This is a genomic window from Enterobacter sp. BNK-22, from assembly GCF_048684805.1.
GTDB lineage: Bacteria > Pseudomonadota > Gammaproteobacteria > Enterobacterales > Enterobacteriaceae > Enterobacter > Enterobacter quasiroggenkampii.
Window position 1 is genome coordinate 2,332,825 of sequence record NZ_JBLQTT010000001.1, and the last position, 23,570, is coordinate 2,356,394.

At 57.0% G+C, this 23,570-nt stretch carries 17 protein-coding genes; 13 read left to right on the top strand and 4 right to left on the bottom strand.

Annotated elements, in window-relative coordinates; translation table 11 throughout:
* Position 1: 1 nt before the first annotated feature.
* From entF to fes, 3 genes are read right to left on the bottom strand one after another with little or no spacing between them, the layout of a single operon-like run.
* Positions 2 to 3,859, bottom strand: coding sequence for an enterobactin non-ribosomal peptide synthetase EntF (gene entF, locus ACMGGE_RS11080; protein WP_420293749.1), 3,858 nt, complete (start codon positions 3,857 to 3,859; stop codon positions 2 to 4).
* The gene (locus ACMGGE_RS11085; RefSeq protein WP_048026930.1) at positions 3,856 to 4,068 is read right to left on the bottom strand and encodes an MbtH family protein; all 213 of its coding nucleotides are present in this window, start codon (positions 4,066 to 4,068) and stop codon (positions 3,856 to 3,858) included. Before ACMGGE_RS11085 ends, entF begins: the two co-directional genes overlap by 4 nt.
* Positions 4,069 to 4,078: 10 nt before the next feature.
* Entirely contained in the window at positions 4,079 to 5,278 is a 1,200-nt protein-coding gene (gene fes, locus ACMGGE_RS11090) for an enterochelin esterase (protein WP_420293750.1), read from the bottom strand.
* 144 nt (positions 5,279 to 5,422) lie between these two features.
* On the opposite strand from fes, the gene ACMGGE_RS11095 reads away from it, so the two are divergent.
* The 7 genes from ACMGGE_RS11095 to ACMGGE_RS11125 all read left to right on the top strand — a co-directional run bounded on the left by ACMGGE_RS11095 (position 5,423) and on the right by ACMGGE_RS11125 (position 15,072).
* On the top strand, positions 5,423 to 7,672 hold the full coding sequence (locus ACMGGE_RS11095) for a TonB-dependent siderophore receptor (protein ID WP_045909630.1): 2,250 nt from the start codon (positions 5,423 to 5,425) through the stop codon (positions 7,670 to 7,672).
* Positions 7,673 to 7,834: 162 nt separating this feature from the next.
* The gene (entD, locus tag ACMGGE_RS11100; RefSeq protein ID WP_406915327.1) at positions 7,835 to 8,488 is read left to right on the top strand and encodes an enterobactin synthase subunit EntD; all 654 of its coding nucleotides are present in this window, start codon (positions 7,835 to 7,837) and stop codon (positions 8,486 to 8,488) included.
* 348 nt (positions 8,489 to 8,836) lie between these two features.
* Complete coding sequence (locus tag ACMGGE_RS11105) at positions 8,837 to 9,055, top strand: hypothetical protein (RefSeq protein WP_045909632.1); 219 nt, start codon at positions 8,837 to 8,839, stop codon at positions 9,053 to 9,055.
* Between the two features lie 140 nt (positions 9,056 to 9,195).
* Positions 9,196 to 9,438, top strand: a complete 243-nt coding sequence (locus ACMGGE_RS11110; protein WP_262780314.1) for a hypothetical protein — start codon at positions 9,196 to 9,198, stop codon at positions 9,436 to 9,438.
* A gap of 132 nt (positions 9,439 to 9,570) precedes the next feature.
* Positions 9,571 to 10,845, top strand: a complete 1,275-nt coding sequence (locus tag ACMGGE_RS11115; RefSeq protein WP_167212087.1) for an HlyD family secretion protein — start codon at positions 9,571 to 9,573, stop codon at positions 10,843 to 10,845.
* Positions 10,838 to 12,970 carry a peptidase domain-containing ABC transporter gene (locus tag ACMGGE_RS11120; protein WP_420293751.1) on the top strand — a complete coding sequence of 711 codons (2,133 nt, stop codon included), beginning with the start codon at positions 10,838 to 10,840 and terminating at the stop codon, positions 12,968 to 12,970. Before ACMGGE_RS11115 ends, ACMGGE_RS11120 begins: the two co-directional genes overlap by 8 nt.
* Positions 12,967 to 15,072: a prolyl oligopeptidase family serine peptidase gene (locus ACMGGE_RS11125; protein ID WP_420293752.1), complete on the top strand. Its 2,106-nt coding sequence runs from the start codon at positions 12,967 to 12,969 to the stop codon at positions 15,070 to 15,072. The genes ACMGGE_RS11120 and ACMGGE_RS11125 overlap by 4 nt, the downstream gene beginning before the upstream one ends.
* 46 nt (positions 15,073 to 15,118) lie before the next feature.
* Here the strand turns inward: ACMGGE_RS11125 and betT are convergent, their stop codons facing one another.
* Positions 15,119 to 17,152 carry a choline BCCT transporter BetT gene (gene betT / locus ACMGGE_RS11130; protein WP_024906970.1) on the bottom strand — a complete coding sequence of 678 codons (2,034 nt, stop codon included), beginning with the start codon at positions 17,150 to 17,152 and terminating at the stop codon, positions 15,119 to 15,121.
* 128 nt (positions 17,153 to 17,280) lie between these two features.
* Here betT and betI point away from each other — a divergent pair, with 128 nt between their 5' ends.
* The 6 genes from betI (at position 17,281) to ACMGGE_RS11160 (ending at position 23,427) form a co-directional block, all read left to right on the top strand.
* Positions 17,281 to 17,868, top strand: coding sequence for a transcriptional regulator BetI (betI, locus tag ACMGGE_RS11135; RefSeq protein ID WP_023343550.1), 588 nt, complete (start codon positions 17,281 to 17,283; stop codon positions 17,866 to 17,868).
* A gap of 13 nt (positions 17,869 to 17,881) precedes the next feature.
* Complete coding sequence (gene betB / locus ACMGGE_RS11140) at positions 17,882 to 19,354, top strand: betaine-aldehyde dehydrogenase (protein WP_032656123.1); 1,473 nt, start codon at positions 17,882 to 17,884, stop codon at positions 19,352 to 19,354.
* A 13-nt stretch (positions 19,355 to 19,367) separates the two neighbouring features.
* Complete coding sequence (gene betA / locus ACMGGE_RS11145) at positions 19,368 to 21,032, top strand: choline dehydrogenase (protein WP_420293753.1); 1,665 nt, start codon at positions 19,368 to 19,370, stop codon at positions 21,030 to 21,032.
* Positions 21,033 to 21,621: 589 nt separating this feature from the next.
* Positions 21,622 to 22,185 carry a fasciclin domain-containing protein gene (locus tag ACMGGE_RS11150; RefSeq protein ID WP_024906966.1) on the top strand — a complete coding sequence of 188 codons (564 nt, stop codon included), beginning with the start codon at positions 21,622 to 21,624 and terminating at the stop codon, positions 22,183 to 22,185.
* Positions 22,186 to 22,228: 43 nt separating this feature from the next.
* Complete coding sequence (locus tag ACMGGE_RS11155) at positions 22,229 to 22,783, top strand: RNA polymerase sigma factor (protein WP_420293754.1); 555 nt, start codon at positions 22,229 to 22,231, stop codon at positions 22,781 to 22,783.
* A complete protein-coding gene (locus ACMGGE_RS11160) occupies positions 22,780 to 23,427 on the top strand; it encodes an anti-sigma factor (protein WP_262765537.1) in 648 nt (215 codons plus the stop codon). The genes ACMGGE_RS11155 and ACMGGE_RS11160 overlap by 4 nt, the downstream gene beginning before the upstream one ends.
* Positions 23,428 to 23,570 lie beyond the last annotated feature (143 nt).

The window sequence follows — 23,570 nt, forward strand, 5'->3', positions numbered from 1 at the left end:
GTTACCCCAAAATATTCTTCAACACCGGCCCTATCTTCTCAAACGCCTGCGGTGAAATGATATCCACGTGGGCGCAATCCTGGCTGTACACCTCAAGCTCCGCCACCCACGGCGCCCAGGCCGCCTGCGGATCCATGGTTCGCGTGCGCTCGGCGACAAACAGCGTCGCTTTACCGTCAAAGCGCGCGCTGTGCGCCGTGGTGAGCAACCGCACCGCGTCGGCGTAGTTGCCTTCAATGGCGTTAAACAGCTCGCTGGAGCCCTGCCCCTGCTGGGCGGCGATAAACGCCTGACGTTCCCGCTCGATCTCTGCCAGCACCGCCGGGTCGAGGCCGTTAGCCTCTTTTTCCGCCCAGTTCTGGGTTTCCGGCGGCCAGGTATCCAGCAGGCCGAGGAACGAAACCGCTTCACCCTGCTCGCGCAGGCGGGCCGCAATCCCTTGCGCCATCGTGCCGCCGAGGGAATAACCGAACAGGTAATACGGCCCCTGCGGCTGCTGCTTACGTAACGTAGACAGGTGGCGCTCAATCACCCCATCCAGATCCGCACACTGCTGCATCGGCCCGTCCGGGCGCGGCGACTGAATGCCGACGATTGACCAGCGCGGGCTGAGGTAGCGCGCCAGTACGCTAAACTGCCAGGCGAAGCCGGATGCCGGATGGAAGCAGAACAGCGTCGGGCCGTCGCCCTCACGCAGCGGCAGAAGCGTTTCATACCCCAGACGCTGCGCCTGCTCGTCGCTCATCTGCGAGTCCAGCAGGGCGCTAAGCTTGCTGACCGTCGAGGCGACCATAATCTGCCCCGGCGTGACCTTGCGGTTGAACGCACGGCTGAGCTGCGCCGCCAGACGCATAGCCAGCAGCGAGTGGCCGCCGAGGGCAAAGAAATCCGCCTCAATGTCGTTGATCTCGCAGCCCAGCAGCGCGGCAAACGCCTGCGCGACGGCGATTTCGGTTTCGCTTTCCGGGGCCCGTCCGGACGTTTTACCGGTCAGTTCCGGCAGCGGCAGCGCCTTGCGATCCAGCTTGCCGTTGGCGCTCAGCGGCAGCGCGCTGATTTGCAGCAGCACCACCGGCACCATATGCGGCGGCAGCTGGGCTTTGAGCGATTCCAGCAGCGCGTCGCGGTCCAGCGGTAAGCCGGATTCAGAAACCACGTACCCCACCAGCTGGCGGGCATCGCCGCCCGTTGCCGCCGCCTGGTTGAAGACGCAGGCGTGCGCCACGGCCTGGGCCACGTCCGACAGCGACAGCATCGCCCGGTCGATTTCACCCAGCTCGATGCGCTGGCCACGAATTTTAAGCTGGTCGTCGCTGCGGCCCAGATATTCCACCGCGCCGTTATCCAGCCAGCGGGCAACGTCTCCGGTGCGGTACATCCGCTCGCCCGGCGCAAACGGGTCGGCGATAAAGCGGCTGGCGGTGAGATCCGGACGGCCAAGATACCCCTGCGCCAGCTGGATGCCGGTGAGGTAGAGATCGCCCGCCACGCCGAACGGCACCGGGCGCATCATCGCATCCAGAATGCGCAGCCCCGTGTTCCACACCGGGAAGCCGATCGGCACGCTGTTACCTTCCACCGCCGCCAGCTCAGGCCCAAACGCCGGATACCAGCTGACGTCCACCGCCGCTTCCGTCGGGCCATAAAGATTGTGCAGCGGCACGCGGGTCAGCTGTTCCCACTCGCGGCACAGCGCCGTCGGCAGCGCTTCGCCGCTGCAGAACACCTGCTTAAGTGTTTTGCAGCAGTCGACGTTTTCCGGCGTCAGCGAAGCAACAAACGCCGCCAGCATCGACGGCACGAAGTGGGTAGTGGTCACGCCATAGTGGGCGAAGAAGCTTTGCATCGCCTGCGGATCGCGGTGCGCGTCCGGCTCGGCCATCACCAGCTTCGCCCCGGCGATAAACGGCCACCAGAACTCCCACACCGACACATCAAAGCTGCACGGCGTTTTCTGCGCCACCACATCGTCCGCGCCCAGCGGATAATGGTCCTGCATCCACTTCAGGCGGTTAACGATGGCGGTATGGCCGACCATGACCCCTTTTGGACGCCCGGTCGAGCCGGAGGTAAATATGATGTACGCCGTCTGCTCCGGCTTAGCCAGCCGCAGCGGCTCAGCACCCGCGGTCGGTAATAGTGTGTTGTAACTAAACGTCTCGACGGAGAGATCGCTAAAGCGCGGAAGCTGTTCGTCAGTGGTAATGAGCAGGGACGGCTTCGCATCCTCCAGCATCATCCGCAGGCGATCGTCCGGGTAGCCGGTGTCGAGCGGCAGCCATGCGGCGCCCGCCTCCACAATGCCGTGCAGCGCTAACGTCAGGAATACCGAGCGCGGCAGGGCCACCGCCACGCTGTCGCCCGGCTTCACGCCGCGCGCGCGCAGCAGGTTTGCCAGCGCGACGACCTGCTCGCGCATCTGGCGATAGTTCAGCTCAACGTGCGCATCCGCCAGCGCCGGGGCGTCCGGCGTTTTGCTCGCCTGTTCCGCCACCAGATCCGCGAGCGTAGTGGACGGCAGCGCCAGTCCGGTATCGTTGATGCGCGCCAGTTGGGCATATTCCTGTTCAGAAACGGTTTCCACCTCGCCGCAGCGCAGGTCCGGGTTGGCTGCAAATTGCCTCAGCATCGCGTTCAGCCGCGCCACGTGACGCGTCAGCGTCGCCTCGTCGTAGCGCTGTTTATTGGCGAGGATCTCAATGCTCAACCCGCCCTGCTCGTCCGGGAACAGCGCCAGTTCCAGATCGTTCACCGGGCCGGTCGCCAGCGTGTGGGTGATGGCCTCCACGCCGTCGATATCCAGCTGGTAGTCGAACACTTTCACGTTCAGCACCGGGCCGAAAAGCGCTTCATCGCCCGCCGCTTTCCCACTGTCGCGCACGATCTGCTCGGCGTCGTAGCGCTGGTGGCGGCGCATTTTTTTCAGCTGGTTCGCCAGGCGCAGCGCCAGCGAGGGCAGGCTCTCCTGCGGATCGATATTGATCGCCAGCGGCAGGACGTTAAGCACCGGCCCGGTCGCGGTCAGGGCTGCGGACCCCATCCTTCGCATAAAGATAAACCCGGCGGCGTAGTCCAGCCGTCCGGTGAGGCGCCCCAGCCACAGCGCCACCAGCGCAAGCGCCAGGTCGGTGCGCTGTACCTTTTCTGCCGCCTGCGCAAGCTGGCTAAAAGCACGACCGTCGGCGGCGATTTTCAGGCGCAGGATATCCGTTGTCGCGGCACGACCCGGCAGCGGCGCGGAGGAGAGCGAGACCGGAGAAGGCAGCTGTTTGCGCTGCTCGGCCCAGAACGCGCCGTCGCGCGGGTACGCCTCGCTGTCGCGATAGCGCTGGTACTCGTCCACCACCTCTGCAAATGGGGTAAACGGGGATTCCGGCGTGGGGTCGCCCTTTTTCCACGCGGCATAAATCGCGGCGATCTGACGGGTAATGGCCGGGAAGCTGAAGCCATCCACCACCAGATGATGATACCGCTGATACCAGTACCAGTGGTTGTCACCGACCTGAATCAGCTGGTGAAACGCCAGCGGCTGACCGCTGTCGACGCGCAGGTTCTGGTTAAGATCGGATTCCATCAGCGCCACGGCGGCGGCGTGAGAATCAACGCGAACAACGGACGGTTCCGGCAGAATGAAGGTCTCATCCACCCACTGCCACACCTCACCGTTTTCTTCTGCAAAACGCATGCGCAGGGTATCGGCCTGCAGCATGCCTTCCGCAATGGCTTTAACCAGCAGTGGTGCATCGATATCGCCTTTCAGCTCGGTGTAGTGCGCCACGCTCCAGGCGTTTGGCAGCGTGGACAGCTGTTCCGCCATCCAGATCCCCGGCTGGGCGGCGACGAGAGGAAGACGGTTCATGCGTTCTCCCCCACAAAGTAAGACGGCTCAAGCGTTTGCCAGTGCCCGGCAAGCCACTGCTGGCACGCCTCCTGCGACTGTGCTTCGCACACCACGCGCCACCCTGCCGGCAGTTCGCACTGCTGCGGCCACAGGCTGTACTGCCCCTGGTCGTTTTGCAAAATGGCGAACTGTCCCTGCGGATTATCGAAAGGATTGCTGAATTCCATACAGACTCCGTTAGTGAATAAGCGGCTGCCAGAGGGTTATCAGCCCCTGCGTCAGCCCACCGCGCCAGCAAAGCGCATCGTGTCCGCCGTCAACCTGACGCCAGATAACCGGTTGGTGTGTGTGCAGTTCGGCGTAAATCGCCTGATTCGCGCGGAAAATGAGCGGCTCGTTGCGCCCGGCTTCAAGAATGATGCGTAGCCCGCGAGGAGATATTTCACCGGCTTTAAGTTGTTCGATTAACAGCCCGTCCTGCTGGCCGCCGCGGTGTGGCCACCACCAGGAGCCGGACTGGCTAAGCACGCAGCCAAAACGCTGCGGCCAGTGGAGGCCAGCATAAAGCGACGCGAGACCGCCAAAGCTCTGGCCAGCCACCACCGTACGATCGGCGCGGTCGCTAAACGGCGCGAATTGTTGGACAAGGGGGAGAAGTTCTTCCTGCACCGCCAGCCAGAAATCGGGATTGCACGGCAGCTCGCGGTTGCGATGCTCCATATCGATAACATCGATTAAGACGTAGACCGCAGGCGGTAATTTGCGCTCGGCGGTGAGAGACGCCAGCGCAGGCCAGACCGGCATACTTTCGGCCCAGAACTGCCCGTCGAGCAGCACCGCCAGGGGACGTTCCGGGTCGTCGCCCCCGGTAGTGAAAATCCAGACGCGACGGCGATTTTTCAGGCGCGCGCTTTCCCACTCAATACAAATCGGAGGTTGATACGGCGTATCGGGATGATTCCACCCCGGCTGAACCGGCGCGCCCGGCATCTCCAGCGCGGAGACGGCATGGCCGCGCCCGCCGCGCCAGCTTTGCGGATTCAGCGGGTCGGAAACCGCGTGCGGCAGCAGCTTGCGCCACCCTTCGCGCAGCGCCATGCGCTCCGGCTGCTCGCCTTCAAACACGACACTGGCAAAATCGTTTTCATTCACGGAAGGGATAAAACAGTAGCTTCCGCGCCACTCGGGGCTGAACTCGCCCTGCCACTGCCAGACGTCGGTATCGGGAATGCGTTCGAGAGACTGCGGGCGGGCATTTTGGTGGTGATCGGTCACGCCGGTGACGTAGAGCCAGACGCGTTTGATCGGTGACGTTCTTTGCGTTCCTGCCGGGTCACGCCACCAGAACGTGACGCGATAGCTTCCCTTTTCCGGCGTCCATTCAGGCCCGTTTTTCGACTGCCACCACGCTTCACTTCCCGTTATTAACGCCGTCACCCTTATAACCTCATGTTTAACAGTCTTTTTTGTTTCAGAGCAAATTTTATTGATAATATTATTGATAACTATTTGCATTTGCAATAGCGTAGTGCCCGCGCTGTGGGAAGCGCTCATAAAACAACCGCAAAAGCAGGACGTACAATGAATAAGAAGATTCACTCTCTGGCCTTGCTGGTCAATTTAGGGATTTACGGCGTCGCGCTGCCCGCTCTGGCAGACGACAACACCGCCTCTGCGCAGCACGAAGACACGATGGTGATCACCGCCGCCGAGCAGAATCTGCAGGCGCCGGGGGTATCGACCATCACCGCCGATGAGATACGTAAAAACCCGCCCGCGCGGGACGTGGCGGAAATCATCCGCACCATGCCGGGCGTTAACCTGACCGGTAACTCCACCAGCGGCCAGCGCGGGAATAACCGTCAGATTGATATCCGCGGCATGGGGCCAGAAAACACCCTGATCCTGATCGACGGCAAGCCGGTGACCAGCCGTAACTCCATCCGTCTGGGCTGGCGCGGCGAGCGTGATACGCGCGGCGATACCGGCTGGGTACCGCCAGAGATGATCGAGCGCATCGAAGTGATCCGCGGTCCGGCCGCCGCGCGCTATGGCAACGGCGCGGCAGGCGGTGTGGTGAACATCATCACCAAAAAATTCGACGACCAGTGGCACGGCTCCTGGAACACCTACCTGAATGCGCCTGAGCACAAGGATGAAGGTTCCACCAAGCGCACCAACTTCAGCCTGAGCGGCCCGCTGGGCGGCGACTTCAGCTTCCGCATGTTCGGCAATCTGGACAAAACCCAGGCCGACGCGTGGGACATCAACCAGGGTCACCAGTCTGACCGAACCGGTGCCTACGCCGACACGCTGCCCGCGGGCCGTGAAGGGGTGGAAAATAAAGACATCAACGGCGTGGTGCGCTGGGACTTTGCGCCGATGCAGTCTCTGGAATTTGAGGCGGGCTACAGCCGCCAGAACAACCTCTACGCCGGTGATACCCAGAACACCAACAACGACAACAGCTCCAGCGGTCTGGTGAAAAAGAACTACGGCAAAGAGACCAACCGTATCTATCGCCAGAACTTCGCGGTGACCTGGAACGGCGGCTGGGATAACGGCATTACCACCAGCAACTGGGCGCAGTACGAGCACACCCGCAACTCCCGTCTGGGCGAAGGGCTGGCAGGCGGTCTGGAAGGCCTGTTCAACAGTAATAAATTCACCGACACCGATCTGGCCGACGTGATGCTGCACAGTGAAATCAACCTGCCGATTGATTTCCTCGTTAACCAGAACCTGACGCTCGGCACCGAGTGGAACCAGCAGCGCATGAAGGACTCGACCTCCTTCACCCAAACTCAGCAGGGCGGCACCATTCCGGGCATGAGCAACGACCGCAGCCCGTACACGTCGGCAGAGATTTTCTCTCTGTTCGCCGAAAACAACATGGAGCTGACCGACAGCACCATGCTGACCCCTGCCCTGCGCTTCGACCATCACACCATCGTCGGCAACAACTGGAGCCCGTCACTTAACCTGTCGCAGGGTCTGGGGGATGACTTCACGCTGAAGATGGGGATCGCCCGCGCCTATAAGGCGCCGAGCCTGTACCAGACCAACCCGAACTACCTGCTCTACAGCAAAGGCCAGGGCTGCTACGCCAGCTCCGACGGCGTGGGCTGCTACATGATGGGTAACGACGACCTGAAGGCCGAAACCAGTATCAACAAAGAGATTGGCCTGGAGTGGAAACACGACGGCTGGCTGGCGGGCGTCACCTGGTTCCGCAACGACTACCGCGACAAGATTGAAGCGGGCTACGCGCCGATTGGTCACACCTCTTCCGGTAAAGTGCAGACGGATATCTACCAGTGGGAAAACGTGCCGAAGGCGGTGGTGGAAGGTCTGGAAGGCTCCCTGAACGTGCCGGTCAGCGACACGATTAACTGGACCAACAACATCACCTACATGCTGCAGAGCAAGAACAAGGAGACCGGCGACCGTCTGTCGATCATTCCGGAGTACACGCTGAACTCCACTCTGAGCTGGCAGGTGCATCAGGACGTGTCGCTCCAGTCGACCTTTACCTGGTACGGCAAGCAGCAGCCGAAGAAGTACAACTACAAAGGTCAGCCTGTCACCGGGTCTGAGAAAGACGAAGTCAGCCCGTACAGCATCGTTGGTCTGAGCGCAACCTGGGACATGACCAAAAACGTCAGCCTGACCGGCGGCGTGGATAACGTCTTCGACAAGCGCCAGTGGCGCGCGGGTAATGCCCAGACCACGGGCAACGCCACCACCGGTGCGTATATGTACGGCGCGGGGGCTTATACCTATAATGAGCCAGGCCGCACGTGGTATATGAGCGTGAATACGCGTTTCTGATAAAGGCAACAACGCCTCCCTCTCCCTGTGGGAGAGGGCTGGGGTGAGGACGAGGTGAAAGCAAAACGGCAACCCCGTTGCCGTTTTTAGTGTTTGCTCCCTCTCCCCGTGGGAGAGGGCCGGGGTGAGGGCATCAGGCCGCACAATTCTGAAGGAAAAACCATGCACACAACCCACACCACGTTCATTCTCGCCGGCCACACCGTCCACCACGTCACCTTCGACCCAACCACCTTCACCGACGCCGATCTCCTCTGGCTCCCCCACCACGCCGAGCTTGCAAACGCCGGGCGCAAACGCAAAGCCGAGCATCTGGCAGGCCGCATCGCCGCCGCGCATGCCTTACCTGACCACACTGTGCCCGGCATCGGCCCCAGCGGTGAGCCGCTCTGGCCGGAAGGCGTTTCAGGGAGCATCACCCACAGCGGCACGCAGGCGATGGCGGTTGCCGTCCGTCATCCAGATGCGCTTGTGGGTATTGATTGCGAAGCCATTCTTCCTGACCGTGAAGCCCGCGAAATCCAGGACGGCATCATTGATGCACAGGAAGCGATGTGCCTGACGCGCTCGGGCTACCCCTTTGCGCTGGTATTGACGCTTGCATTCAGCGCCAAAGAAAGTTTGTTTAAAGCACTGTTCCCTACGGCAAGGCGCTACATGGGATTCGACTGTGCACAGGTCACGGCGTTGAATCAGCAAACTATCGCGTTGACGCTCAGCCATCCGGCGGGCCGTTATCAGCAGGGAAAATGCTTTAGCCTCGCCTGGCAACGTGTTAATGGAGAGGTATATACCATGATTGTCGTTCAGGAATAATGCTGCCCTGTTTATTGCTCCAGCCATTTAGTTTTAATTAATACCAGATGAATAATAACAAAACCATCCTCCCCTATAGCCACCAATCAAATAAACGTACACCCACCGGGAAAAAATGTTAAGCCCCTCCCTACCATTTATAATAGCCACCAAAATTTTCCTTGAGCATTTAAAAGTATGCGAGCAGGTTTTTTCATAACAGAACTCAGCCATAAAACCTCGAGCCAGATCAAAAATGCCAAGATAAAAAAATCAATAAACACAAAATAAATCATTTCAATTTTATAATTTTAGGAACATTATGCTTTCGCTGTTTTACATTAACTCAATATCACTAAGGAAAGTATAATGCGTGAATTAAACCAAAATGAAATGAGCAGTGTCGCTGGTGGAATTGGTGCTGGTAACGGGAACGGTAATCACAGTGGTAACGGCAATGGTAACAGTGGTGGTAACGGTGGTACCTGTAACGGCGGCAATGGTGGTAATGGTGGCCGTGGGGGTAATGGCGGCAACGGCGGTAATGGCGGAAACTGTGGTGGTGGTAATAATGGCGGACGCCGTTAATCACCCTTAACAGCGAATACGACGGCTCACGATAGATTTTTATTGTGGGCCATCGTGAAGGATGTACTTTTTTCATCAGGAGATGAAAATGCGAAAATTACTGAATTCTGAGATGCAGCTTATTTCCGGAGGATCACAATGTGACGGCGGTAATGGCGGCAATGGGGGCGCCGGTGGGAACGGAGGTCGTGGAGGAAACGGTGGCACGTGTGGATCAGGCAATGGCGGCAACGGCGGCAATGGTGGACGTGGAGGTAACGGAGGAGATGGCGGTAACGGTGGCCCAGGCGGGAAAGGGGGCAAAGGCGGAAAAGGAGGTCCCGGAGGACATGACGGACGCAATGGAAAAGATGGCTGAATCTTTACCGGGTCAACATTACTGACTGAGAGCTAATGGCCAGGACAGTCAGTGAACGTTTTGGAACAGGTGGAATAACCAGGCGCCATTCAGCTAAAAATGATCGCCTGGAATCAGGCTAAATCTAAAGACTTGCTTTACAAAAGGAATAGCATGCGTGTATCGCCAACAAGCGGTTGAATATAAAAAAATGCGATGGCAGGGAAAGGCCTTATTACTACCTGGTATTCCAATTTGGCTTGTTGCCGGATTATCTGCTTTTTTTATTGTTGCCTTTATCGTTTTCATTTTGACATTCAGCTATACAAGAAGGATCACAGTGATGGGTGAGATATCCACGTATCCCCGCTCATCAAATGTGTATGCCAGTGTCCAAGGCGTTGTAGTTAAACAGTTTGTCACTGAAGGTCAACTGCTCAAAACAGGCGATGCTATCTACATGATAGATGTTAGTAAAAGCACGCGTAGCGGTGTTGTGAGTGATAACCAGCGAATGGATGTCGATAACCAACTTACACGTATTGCTCAAATCACGGATCTTCTTCAGGAGAATAAAAGAAACACTCTGGAAATGCTAAAAAAACAAAAAGAGCAATACAGTGCGGCCCTCAAACGATCCTCAGACATTATCGCACAAGCCCAGGAAGGCATTCGCGTCATGAAAACGAACATGGAAAACTATCGGCATTATCAAGCGCGCGGACTTATCACGCAGGATCAGTTGATAAACCAGATAGCCTTATACTACGAGCGACAAAATAATATGCTTAATTTGTCTGCTCAAAGCGATCAGAACGCGTTGCAGGTGACCACTCTCGAAAGCCAGATTCAAACTCAGGCTGCCGAATTTGATAACCAGATCCACCAGATGGAGCTTCAGCGCTACGAGCTTCAAAAAGAGCGTCTAAATATTGATGCCGGGGGCGCAATTATCATCCGGGCAATGTCTGACGGGCGGGTAGACTCCCTGAGCGTTACTGTTGGGCAGATGATCAAACCTGGCGACAGCCTCCTGCAAATTATCCCTCTGACTATCGATCATTTTTCTCTTGTCACATGGGTGCCTAATGATGCCGTCCCCTACCTTTCTCCTGGCGACCGGGTGAACATTCGCTATGAGGCGTTTCCGGCACAAAAATTTGGCATGTTTGGGGGCTCCATTTCGGTTATCTCGCGTTCCCCTGCCTCCCCTCAGGAGATGCAAACCTATCAGGGGGCACTTAAAGCGACCTCACCCGGGGCCGCCCCTTACTACAAAATTATTATCAGGCCTGACAGACAAAACATTGCCTATGCGGGCAAACGTCTGAGTTTAGGCAATGGTATGCAGGCTCAAAGCACCTTATTTCTGGAAAAAAGAAAAATCTACCAGTGGATGCTTTCACCCTTCTACGATATGAAAAATAGCGCCGGGGGTCCGGTAAATGAGTAAACGCTCTCTTAAAACCCTCATCGAACAGCTGGATCTCCAGTTGCGCTCCCGGGTTCCGCTGGTTCACCAGACGGAATCGTCAGAGTGCGGCCTGGCCTGCCTCGCGATGATCTGTAGCCACTATGGCAAACAGAGCAACCTCATCGCCCTGCGTCAACAATTTAACCTGTCGGCACGGGGCACCACGCTGGCAGGCATGACGCAAATTGCTGAACAGCTTGGACTCGCAACACGCTGTTTATCCCTCGATCTCAATGAACTCAGCGCGCTTAAGACTCCTTGCATCCTGCACTGGGATTTTAACCATTTTGTGGTACTCGTCAGCGTGAAGCAGAATCGAGCCATACTTCACGACCCCGCTCGGGGGCGAAGAAAAGTAGGTATGGAGGAGATGTCGAAATACTTCACCGGCATAGCGCTCGAAGTATGGCCCGGAAGTACATTTGCCGCACAGCCAACAAGCCATCAGTTCAGCCTGAGGTCCCTGGCCGCGAAGGTGCACGGCCTTAAGGGAATGTTAGGCAAAATATTTTTCTATTCGCTCATTATTGAAACCATCAACCTGCTTATACCGATAGGCACTCAACTCGCCCTGGATCATGCTATTCCCGCCGCAGATATGGGCTTGTTAACGGTGATTTGTATCGGCCTGTTTCTCTTTACTTTACTGCGCGTGGCGTTGAGTGCTTTACGTTCATGGTCCTCGCTGATAATGACGACGCTTATCAATGTGCAGTGGCAGTCCGGGCTTTTTACCCATCTCGTGCGGCTGCCTCTAAGCTATTTTGAGCGGCGCAAGCTGGGCGATATTCAGTCGCGCTTTGGATCACTGAACACGCTTCGGGAAACTTTTACCAGTAGCATCATTGGGGCACTTATCGATGGAACCATGATGATGGGTGTCATCGTGATGATGATACTTTATGGCGGCTGGCTGACTGGCGTAGTCATAGGCTTTACTGCGCTGTATGTTCTGACCAGACTAATGACCTACAGTACCTATCGCGAGTTATCGGAAGAAACCCTCATCAGAGATGCCCGCACCCGGTCCTATTTCATGGAAACGTTGTACGGTATCGCGACCGTAAAAATGCAGGGTTTGAGTGATAGACGCGGTACTCACTGGTTAAATCTGGAAATTGACACGATCAATACAGAGATAAAAATCACCAAAATGGATCTGCTTTTTGGTGGGGTAAACGCTTTTATTATTGCCTGCGAACAAATAACAATGTTATGGCTGGGTTCAAAACTCATCATAGAAAACGCGATGACAATTGGGATGTTCATCGCTTTTGGCGTGTTCAGAGAACAATTTGCCGACAGAATCTGGTCACTGACAAATTTTCTGATGAAGTTGCGCATGATGCATCTTCATAACGAACGCGTATCCGATATTGCGCTTAACGTAAGAGAAATGAAAAAGCCTGACAGAGAAATCATAAATACCATGCAACCTGTTACTCTTGAAACCCATGCGCTGAGCTATCGCTATGACGAGCATTCCGCCGATGTTTTTCGCAATCTCTCATTCAAGGTTTCAGCAGGTGAAAGCGTGGCGATTACAGGACCGTCAGGAGCGGGGAAAACTACGCTTATGAGAGTACTTTGTGGCTTATTTGAACCACTTTCGGGCTCCGTCACAATCGACGGTTATGACATTCAACAGCTGGGTTTAAACAACTATCGTAAAATTATCGGCTGCGTTATGCAGGATGATAAGTTGTTCTCTGGATCAATCAGGGAAAATATTTGTGGCTTTGATGACAAAGGCGATAAGGAGTGGATGGAAGCCTGCGCCCGCGCCAGCTATATCCATGACGTGATTATAAAAATGCCTATGGGATACGAGACCCTAATTGGTGAACTCGGTGAAGGATTATCAGGTGGACAAAAACAGCGACTCTTTATTGCGCGCGCGCTATATCGCAAACCCGGAATATTATTTATGGATGAAGCGACCAGCGCGCTGGATGAAGAGAGTGAGAGCTATGTCAATGCAGCCATTAAAAAGTTAAACATCACACGCATTATCATCGCGCACAGAAAATCAACTATCGCATCCGCTGAACGTGTGATTCAACTAACGCCACTAACAGAACAACATGAGCCCAGCCAGAAATGAAACATTGCCTGATACCGAGAATAAAACCTATCAGCAAGCAGATAATTATTACGATCCTCGCATTTTTCGGCTGTCTCTTTTTCGCTCATGCTAACGAAAATCCCTATGAGGATGGCATGGATCCTTATCAATGGATGGAAACTCACCCCCAACAGACTGCTCGCTGGTTAAATCAACGCTCAAACCAGACGGGTAAGACACTCCAGGCCCTTCCATGGAGAAACGCGCTGGCGAAAAGGTTAAGCGAGCTGGAGAATACGGCCCCCACTATTTCTGATATTTATGATGCGGGACAAAATCGTTTTTATCTACGCTCAACGGTCGAACACCCATACCTGCGGCTGTTTGTAAGACAGAAGGGAAAACCGGAACGGGTGCTCATCGATCCGCCTGTTGGCTATGGGATTAATTTTTTTAGCCCTTCACATGATGGTCGCTACGTGGCTTTTGGGCTCTCAAGAAACGGGACTGAAAGCACGAGAATTACCGTTATCCGGGTTGTGGATAATGTCGTATTAGATACGCATATACCCGACGTTCGCTATCCCAGCGTTCTCTGGGCCGCGGATAATCAGTCCTTTTATTATAGTCTCAACACCATCACTCAGGATTCAGGACGACAAACCTGCGGCAAGGTCTACCTCCATCGTATAGGGCACGACAGAGACGTTATGACGTTTGACTGGCGCACACTCCCTGAACTCGCACAAAAAGCCTGCGAAAACGTTAATCTGTACACCTCTCCTGATTCTGAATATCTGATTGTTAACGTTTCAAAATCCATCAGTGGTTATGGAGGCTACCTTTTTGCCGCTAAAAAAGGCGCGGATGACAACAGCACACTCACCTGGAACAAAATTGTTGATACCGATAAAAATGTTTCTGCCTTTGTTTATTCCGGGAAGTGGATTTATCTGGCGAGCTATAACGCCTCCTCAGGCTATGATATTTCACGCATAAATCTGGCGGCTCCTGCCTCCACCAAAGAACCCGTGATGAGCTGGTCGAACGGAGAGTTAACACAATTAAGCCTGAGTAGGGATTCACTTTATGTGGCTTATCATAACGCCGGAAGCAGTAAATTCATGCGTATTCCGTTTGCTGATATCAGTCACCACCAGGCAATTCCGGTCCCTGCAGATGAAGACGTGAGTGCGATATTTGCCAGCAGCGATAGTCAGGACATTCTCTTCACCCGTCAGGGCTGGCTTAATCCCCCCGTCATTTATCATTATCAACCTGCGGATAACATTATCCAGAAAACAGAGTTAATACCGCCGTTAAGCCAGCCCCTGACAGACTATGTGACGGAAGAAAAATGGGTCACTACAGCAGAGAATGTTCGCGTCCCACTGACTCTCATATACCGTAAAGGCATTGCGCGCGATGGTTCGGTCCCTACCTGGTTGACGGCTTATGGCGCGTACGGCGTGAGTACGTTTCCTTCATTCGATCTGACCCGTCTGCTCTGGCTGGAACAAGGCGGTATTCTCGCTATCGCGCATGTACGCGGAGGCGGTGAAATGGGCCCTGAATGGCACGAAGCAGGAAGAGCGGATAAGAAAGAAAATTCCATTACCGATTTTATCCGTTGCGCGGAATATCTTATCGACAGTCGCTACACCTCACCGTCAAAACTGGCAATCGGGGGTGAAAGCGCGGGGGGAATTATCGTGGGTATGGCGATGACCCGTCGCCCGGAACTGTTTTCCGCAGTGGCCATAGACGCCGGGATGCTGAATACCAGCCGACTGGATAACATTCCGATAGGCGTGATGAACTATGACGAACTGGGATCGCCGCTGACGCCGTCAGGCAGGCTAAACTTATTGAAAATAGATGCTTACCGGCATCTGTTACCTGAAAAACGTTATCCTCCCGTGCTGTTAACCGTGGGCCTGCATGACCAGCGCGTTTCCCCGTGGCAAACAGCAAAATTCGCCGCCCGTTTAGAGGAGATCGGCTCGCCGCGCAGCGTGCTGGTTCTGGCTTACCGTCAGGGAGGACACAGTGCGGCAACCTATGCCGAGGCCGATTCAAAATTAGTCGACACGGTAAGTTTCTTTATCTGGAAAACCGGTCTTCACGTTCAGGACAGGTGAAAGCGGCACCCGTTACGGGTGCCCTGTCATTCATACACGAAATGGTTCAAACATCCGGGAACATCACGCTATTCCCCGGCGCTTCCCTGTGCAGGTGGATAAAGTTCAGGTGCCGTTCATACTGGTCCAGAATATCCGTAATCACCTGCTCCTTGCTGTAGTCCATCAAATCATTGCCCTGACTTCCTTCCAGCAGGAAGGTCTCCAGCCGGTAGTAGGTCGACTTCCCGCTGCGCGCCCGGTAGGTAAAGCCGGGGACCGAGTACTGCTGCGGCCAGATCTGGTAGACAAAGTTCTGCTCGTCGCCCATGTGCACCAGCAGATCCAGGTGCCCCAGGGTCTCGCCCTCCTCCGGCGGCAGGTTTTTCAGCTCCACGTAGGCGCCGCGCAGCTTCAGCTCCTGCGCCACCTCTTCCATCGCCGGGAAGCAGACCGTCTCCATCATCTGTTTGGTGTAGCGCGTGCCCGGGTAGTTCATCAGGCGCGACAGGCGTTTCTTCCAGCTCAGCCGGTCCTGCGCGCCCATCGGGCGCGGCGCGGTGTCGCGGCTGGCGCTGACGCGGCGGTAATCTTCCACCTTGAGCGATTTATACAGCCCGGCCATCACGAAGAAGATAACGAAGCTGAACGGCAGCCCCATGATCACCGTGGTGTTCTGCAACGCCGAGATGCCATTGGTCATCAGCATGCCGAGCGTCAGCAGGCCGATGGCGACGGACCAGAAGATGCGCAGCCAGTTCGGCGCATCGCTGTTGATGTCTTTGAGCTTCGAGGTGAAGTTGCCCAGCACCAGCGCGCCGGAATCCGCCGAAGTGACGTAAAACAACAGGCCGGTAATGGTCGCCACGGAGGCGCTAAAGGTGAACGCCGGGTACTGCGCCAGCAGGCTGTAGAAGCCGCGCTCCGGGTGCGCCATCGCTTCCTGTGCAAAGGTTGCGTTGCCGTGGATGATCTCATGGAGCGCGCTGTTGCCGAACACCGACAGCCACAGCAGGGTAAAGGTGAACGGGATAATCAGCGTGCCCATAACAAACTGACGGATGGTGCGGCCACGTGAAATACGCGCCAGGAACAGGCCGACAAACGGCGACCACGCGACCCACCACGCCCAGAAGAAGAGCGTCCAGTTGTTCATCCACTCCACCGGGCGGTCGAAGGCGAAGCTGTTCAGCGTCATGCCCATAAAGCGGTTCACGTAGTCGCCCACGTTCAGCACTAAGGCGTTGAGCAGGAACGAGGTGTCGCCCATAAACAGCACGAACAGGATCAGGCCCAGCGCCAGCGCCACGTTCAGCTCGGAGAGCACGCGGATGCCCTTATCGACGCCCGACGTCACCGAAATGGTGGCGATAATGACGGAGAGCGCAATCAGCGCCGCTTTCGCCGCCATCGAGTCCGGAATATCAAACAGCACGCTCAGCCCGTAGTTAAGCTGCACCACGCCAATCCCGAGCGTTGTCGCAATACCGAAGATGGTGCCGATCACCGCCGCAATGTCGACGCTGTGGCCGATCGGGCCGTTGATCTTTTTACCGAAAATCGGGTACAGCGCCGAGCGGATGGTGAGGGGCAAATTATAACGATAGCTAAAGTATCCCAGCGCCATCCCCATCAGGGCGTACATTGACCAGCCGGTCAGGCCGTAGTGGAAAAGCGTCCAGACCATCGCCTGGCGCGCGGCCTCCATTGTCTGCCCTGCCCCTTCCGGGGGCTGCATATACTGCGTGACCGGTTCGGCCACGGAGAAGAACATCAGGTCGATGCCGATGCCTGCCGCAAATAGCATCGCGGCCCAGCTCAGCAGGCTGAACTCGGGCTTGGACTGCTCGGGACCGAGCTTAACGGAGCCGAAGCGCGAGCAGGCAATGCAGACCACAAAGACGATATAGAGCGTCGCCGCCAGCAGGTAGTACCAGCCGAAGGTCTTTGACACCCAGTTCAGGGTGCGTCCAATCCACTCGGCAGAAAAATCGCGAAAGAAGATCGTTGTCAGGGAAAACAACAAAATCAGCCCGGCGGACGTATAAAAAACGACCGGGTTGATTTTGTCTTTTTCTCTGTCCTGTGAAAGGTCTGTCATCCAGTATCCTCACTATTTTTGTAACTATTAAAATCCAAATCCGCAACAATTAAGACACATTTTATATTGAACGTCCAATCAAAAACCGCTTTAATGGTTAACCAACGCTGATGAATGGAGTGGCAAAAATGCCCAAAGTGGGGATGCAGCCGATCCGGCGCAGGCAGCTTATCGACGCCACGCTGGAAGCAATAAATGAAGTGGGAATGCATGACGCGACGATCGCGCAGATCGCCCGTCGGGCGGGCGTTTCCACGGGGATCATCAGTCACTATTTCAAAGACAAAAACGGCCTGCTGGAAGCGACCATGCGCGACATCACCGGCCAGCTGCGCGATGCGGTATTAAGCCGCCTGCACGCCCTGCCGAACGGCAGCGCGGAGCAGCGTCTGCAGGCGATTGTTGGCGGTAACTTTGATGAAACCCAGGTGAGCAGCGCGGCGATGAAGGCCTGGCTGGCCTTCTGGGCAAGCAGCATGCACCAGCCGATGCTCTACCGCCTGCAGCAGGTGAGCAGCCGCCGCCTGCTGTCGAACCTGGTGTACGAGTTCCGCCGCGAGCTTCCGCGCGAGCAGGCCCAGGAGGCGGGCTACGGGCTGGCGGCACTGATCGACGGGCTGTGGCTGCGCGCCGCGCTGAGCGGCAAGCCGCTGGATAAGACCCTGGCGCAGTCACTGACCAGCCACTTTATCAGCCAGCATTTACCGACCGAATAACCGAGGAGAATTTATGTCCCGAATGGCAGAACAGCAGCTTTATATCAATGGTGGTTATACATCGGCCACCAGCGGTCGCACCTTCGAGACCATCAACCCGGCCAACGGTGAAGTCCTGGCGACCGTACAGGCCGCCGGGCGCGAAGACGTCGATCGCGCCGTAGAAAGCGCAACGCGCGGGCAAAAAGTCTGGGCGGCGATGACCGCCATGGAGCGCTCTCGCATCCTGCGTCGCGCCGTCGACATCCTGCGCGAGCGCAACGACGATCTGGCAAAGCTGGAAACCCTCGACACCGGTAAAGCGTATTCCGAAACCTCAACCGTGGATATCGTCACCGGTGCGGACGTGCTGGAGTACTACGCGGGTCTGATCCCGGCGCTGGAAGGCAGCCAGATCCCCTTGCGCGAGACCTCATTCGTCTATACCCGCCGCGAGCCGCTGGGCGTGGTGGCGGGCATCGGCGCATGGAACTACCCGATCCAGATCGCCCTGTGGAAATCCGCCCCGGCGCTGGCGGCGGGCAACGCAATGATCTTCAAGCCGAGCGAAGTGACACCGCTTACCGCCCTGAAGCTTGCCGAGATCTACACCGAAGCGGGCCTGCCGGACGGCGTGTTTAACGTCCTGCCGGGCGTGGGCGCGGAGACCGGCCAGTACCTGACCGAGCATCCGGGCATCGCCAAAGTCTCCTTTACCGGCGGCGTCGCCAGCGGCAAAAAGGTGATGGCGAACGCCGCGGCCTCCTCCCTGAAAGAGGTGACGATGGAGCTGGGCGGCAAATCGCCGCTGATTATTTTTGACGATGCGGATCTGGATCTCGCGGCGGACATCGCCATGATGGCCAACTTCTTCAGCTCCGGCCAGGTGTGCACCAACGGCACCCGCGTGTTTGTTCCGGCTAAGTTCAAAGCCGCGTTTGAGCAGAAAATCGTTGAGCGCGTGGGCCGCATCCGCGCGGGCGATCTGTTCGATGAAGCTACCAACTTTGGTCCGATGGTCAGCTTCCCGCACCGCGACAGCGTGATGCGCTACATCGCCAAAGGCAAAGAGGAAGGCGCGCGCGTGCTGTGCGGCGGCGACGTGCTGAAGGGCGAAGGCTTCGATAACGGCGCGTGGGTGGCCCCGACCGTGTTCACCGACTGCACTGACGAAATGACCATCGTGCGCGAAGAGATCTTCGGCCCGGTGATGTCCATCCTCACCTATGAGTCCATTGAGGAAGCGATTCGCCGCGCCAACGACACCGACTACGGGCTGGCGGCAGGCATCGTCACGGCCGACCTGAACCGCGCCCACGGCGCCATTCATCAGCTCGAGGCGGGCATCTGCTGGATCAACACCTGGGGTGAATCCGCTGCAGAGATGCCGGTCGGCGGCTACAAGCACTCCGGCATTGGCCGCGAGAATGGCGTGATGACGCTGCAGAGCTACACCCAGGTGAAGTCCATCCAGGTTGAGATGGGTAAATTCCAGTCCATATTTTAACCGGGAGGTTTATTTGCAATTTGACTACATCATTATCGGGGCCGGCTCTGCCGGCAACGTGCTGGCTACACGACTGACTGAAGATCCGAACACCACCGTCCTGCTGCTTGAAGCGGGCGGACCGGATTACCGCTTTGACTTCCGCACCCAGATGCCCGCCGCGCTGGCGTTCCCGCTGCAGGGTAAGCGCTACAACTGGGCGTACGAAACCGAACCAGAGCCATACATGAACAACCGCCGCATGGAGTGCGGACGTGGCAAAGGGCTGGGCGGCTCGTCGCTGATCAACGGCATGTGCTACATCCGCGGTAACGCGATGGACCTCGACCACTGGGCAAAAGAGCCGGGTCTGGAGCACTGGAGCTACCTCAACTGCCTGCCCTACTACCGCAAGGCGGAGACGCGCGACGTGGGACCGAACGACTACCACGGCGGCGACGGTCCGGTGAGCGTCACCACCTCGAAACCGGGCGTGAACCCGCTGTTTGAGGCGATGGTGGAGGCGGGCGTGCAGGCGGGCTATCCGCGCACCGACGATCTCAACGGCTATCAGCAGGAAGGCTTCGGCCCGATGGACCGCACGGTCACGCCGCAGGGCCGACGCGCCAGCACCGCGCGCGGCTATCTGGATCAGGCGAAACCGCGCCCAAACCTGACCATCCGCACCCACGCCATGACCGATCGCATCCTCTTTGAGGGCAAGCGCGCGGTGGGCGTCGAGTGGCTGGAGGGTGAAAGCACCATCCCATCCAAAGCGACGGCAAAAAAAGAAGTGCTGCTGAGTGCCGGGGCGATTGCCTCTCCGCAGATCCTCCAGCGCTCCGGCGTGGGTGACGCTACCCTGCTGAAGCAGTTCGATATCCCGCTGGTGCACGATCTGCCCGGCGTGGGCGAAAACCTGCAGGATCACCTGGAGATGTACCTCCAGTACGAATGCAAAGAGCCGGTCTCCCTCTACCCTGCCCTGCAGTGGTGGAACCAGCCGAAGATTGGCGCCGAGTGGCTGTTTGGCGGCACCGGCGTGGGCGCGAGCAACCACTTCGAAGCGGGTGGGTTTATCCGCAGCCGTGAAGAGTTTGAATGGCCGAACATTCAGTACCACTTCCTGCCGGTGGCGATTAACTACAACGGCTCGAACGCGGTGAAAGAGCACGGCTTCCAGTGCCACGTCGGCTCCATGCGCTCCCCGAGCCGTGGGCACGTGCGCATCCAGTCGCGCGATCCGCACCAGCATCCGGCGATCCTGTTCAACTACATGTCCCACGAGCAGGACTGGCAGGAGTTCCGCGACGCGATACGCATCACCCGCGAGATCATGCACCAGCCCGCGCTGGACAAGTACCGCGGCCGTGAAATCAGTCCGGGTATTGACTGCCAGACCGACGAGCAGCTGGACGAGTTCGTGCGCAACCACGCCGAAACCGCCTTCCACCCGTGCGGCACCTGCAAGATGGGTTACGACGAGATGGCGGTGGTCGACGGCGAAGGCCGCGTTCACGGGCTGGAAGGGCTGCGCGTGGTGGATGCGTCGATTATGCCGCAGATCATCACCGGCAACCTGAACGCCACCACCATTATGATTGGCGAAAAGATTGCCGACGTCATTCGCGGACGCGAGCCGCTGGCGAAGAGCACGGCCGCGTATTATGTGGCGAACGGGGCACCGGTGAGGCGCTGAGGGTATTTCCCCTCACCCTGCCTCTCCCCATAGGCTGAGGGATCCCCAGTAATTTTAAGCAGCATCAATAACGTTGTTTAAGAACGACTGAAGCCTTTCAGCGATGCCCTGGTCCGGCTGTAAATCGCTGAGGCGTTTCCTGCAGGCCGGGGCGAGGCGCATGGATGCGCCGAGAGGGCGGGCTTTACAGGGACGTTACCTCCGCCCGTCCCCGATAAGCCGGAAGGAATAAGCCGAGGGCACCGCGTAGCGGCGATTTACCGCCGGGAGCCCGGGTCGCCAGGGTGGTGGCGACTGAGCCACCCTGGCACGTTCACAGGTTATGGGGTTACAGAGTAGCAAGGAACATAAAGTGAACGGAATGACCACAACAGCTGTATGTTCCCCTCACCCTAACCCTCTCCCCGGAGGGGCGAGGGGACTGTTCCGTGCTGGCATTACTTTGTGGGGCCCCCTCAGCTCCATAGGGGAGAGGGGATTAACCTCCCCCTTCAAAAATTTATTTTTATTTTCCTGCATCCAGTTTCCCCCCTCCCCTCGTATATGCAGATGTGAGCAACCCCTTTGCTCCCCAATCCGAGGAAAGATGATGAAAAAGCTAACCCGTGTTGCATTCGTAACCAGCGCTTTACTCTTCTGTGCAGGCGCATCAGCCGCCATGACGTCAGGCTCCGTGATGGTGGGCGGAGCGGAAATGTTCCCGAGCAAAAATATTGTTGAAAACGCCATAAACTCGAAAGATCACACCACACTGGTAGCCGCCGTCAAAGCGGCAGGACTGGTGGACACGCTTCAGAGCAAAGGGCCGTTCACCGTGTTTGCGCCGACCAATGCGGCGTTTGCGAAATTGCCTGCCGGCACGGTCGAGAACCTGGTCAAACCCGAAAACAAAGCCACGCTCACCAGCATCCTGACCTATCACGTGGTCGCCGGTAATTACGATATGAAAGCGCTGGAGCAGAAAATTAAACAAGGCGGCGGCCACGCGGAGCTGAAGACCGTTAACGGTCAGCCACTGTGGATCATGAGCAACGGCCCGCACAATATTCAGCTTAAGGACGGTAAAGGCAATGTGGCGAACATTAGCACCTATGACGTTCATCAAAAAAACGGCGTGATTGATGTGATTGATACCGTCCTGATGCCTAAGTAGTTGTCTATACTTCGGAAGTGTGACGTTGCCTTCCGGGAAAAACATGGATAACGCGCTGGCTGAACAGCAACTGAAATTAATGCAGGCGGTCGCAAACGGCGATCGCCGTGCATTTGAACAACTTTATCGACTCACGTCGCCACACCTGTTTGCCGTCGCGCTGCGCATGCTGCGTGACCGCGCGTGGGCAGAAGAGATCCTTCACGACTGTTTTATCACCGTCTGGAGTAAAGCCGAAACCTACAACGCTACACTGAGCTCCCCGATGACCTGGCTTACGCACATTGTGCGCAACCGCTGTATTGACTGGCTGCGCAGCGGGCAAACCCGCGCTGCCGACCGCGAGACGGCGTATAACGACGCGATTCTGCCTTGCGAGAACGATGAGCAGAATAACTGGCACGACGATGTGCAGGCAGAACGGCTCAGGCAGTGTCTCGAACATTTGAGCAGCGAACAGCGCCAGAGCATTACGCTCGCCTACTATCAGGGAATGTCTCACAGCGACATTGCCGACTGGCTCCAGCAGCCTCTGGGCTCGGTGAAAAGCTGGATACGTCGGGCAATTGACCATCTTCGGGAGTGTGTCGGGCTATGAATGACGCAGAAAAACGCGACGACATGCTGGCAGCAGAGTATGCCCTCGGCACGCTGCGGGGAGGAGCGCGGCTTCAGTTCCAGAAAAGGGTCCTCCATGAACCCGCTCTGGCCGCCCGCGTGGCGTACTGGCAGGAGATGTTCAGCACGCTGGATAGTCATCTTGTGCCCGTCCCGCCACCCGAGACGGTGTGGAAGAGAATCGCCCTCGATCTGCCGCCCAAAAAGCCTTTACGCAAAAGTCGGCCTTATGTCGGCTGGATGGCTGCGGCCTCCCTCGCCGCCCTGTCGGTCGTTGCCTGGTATGCCATCCGTACCCCGGAACTCGCTCCGCTGATGGTACTCAACGATACCCAACAGCACGGACAGTGGGTCGTCAGCGCGGACGCCAGCCGTCAGCACCTGAGCATTGCCCCTCTTCGACCAACGGTCGTCGCGGCGCAACACAGCCTGCAGCTTTGGCTGATCCCAGGCGGGCAGGCGCCGGTATCCATGGGGCTGCTGCATAACGACATCCCCACACGTGTCACTCTCAGGAACACAACGCTCCCTCCTAACGCCACGATAGCCATAAGCCTTGAACCAGAGGGCGGCTCGCCCACTGGACTCCCCACAGGCCCGGTGCTTTACAGTGGCAAATTATAATCCTCAGGCCCTGTTCGCAGGGCCGCTATCGTGACCCGATTTCATTTATATACTATTCTCGGTTACCTATAAGAATTAAATATTAGGTCTGCAATTAATTTAATTATTAAAAAACGACATTGACAGACTCTTCCGTACTCCAT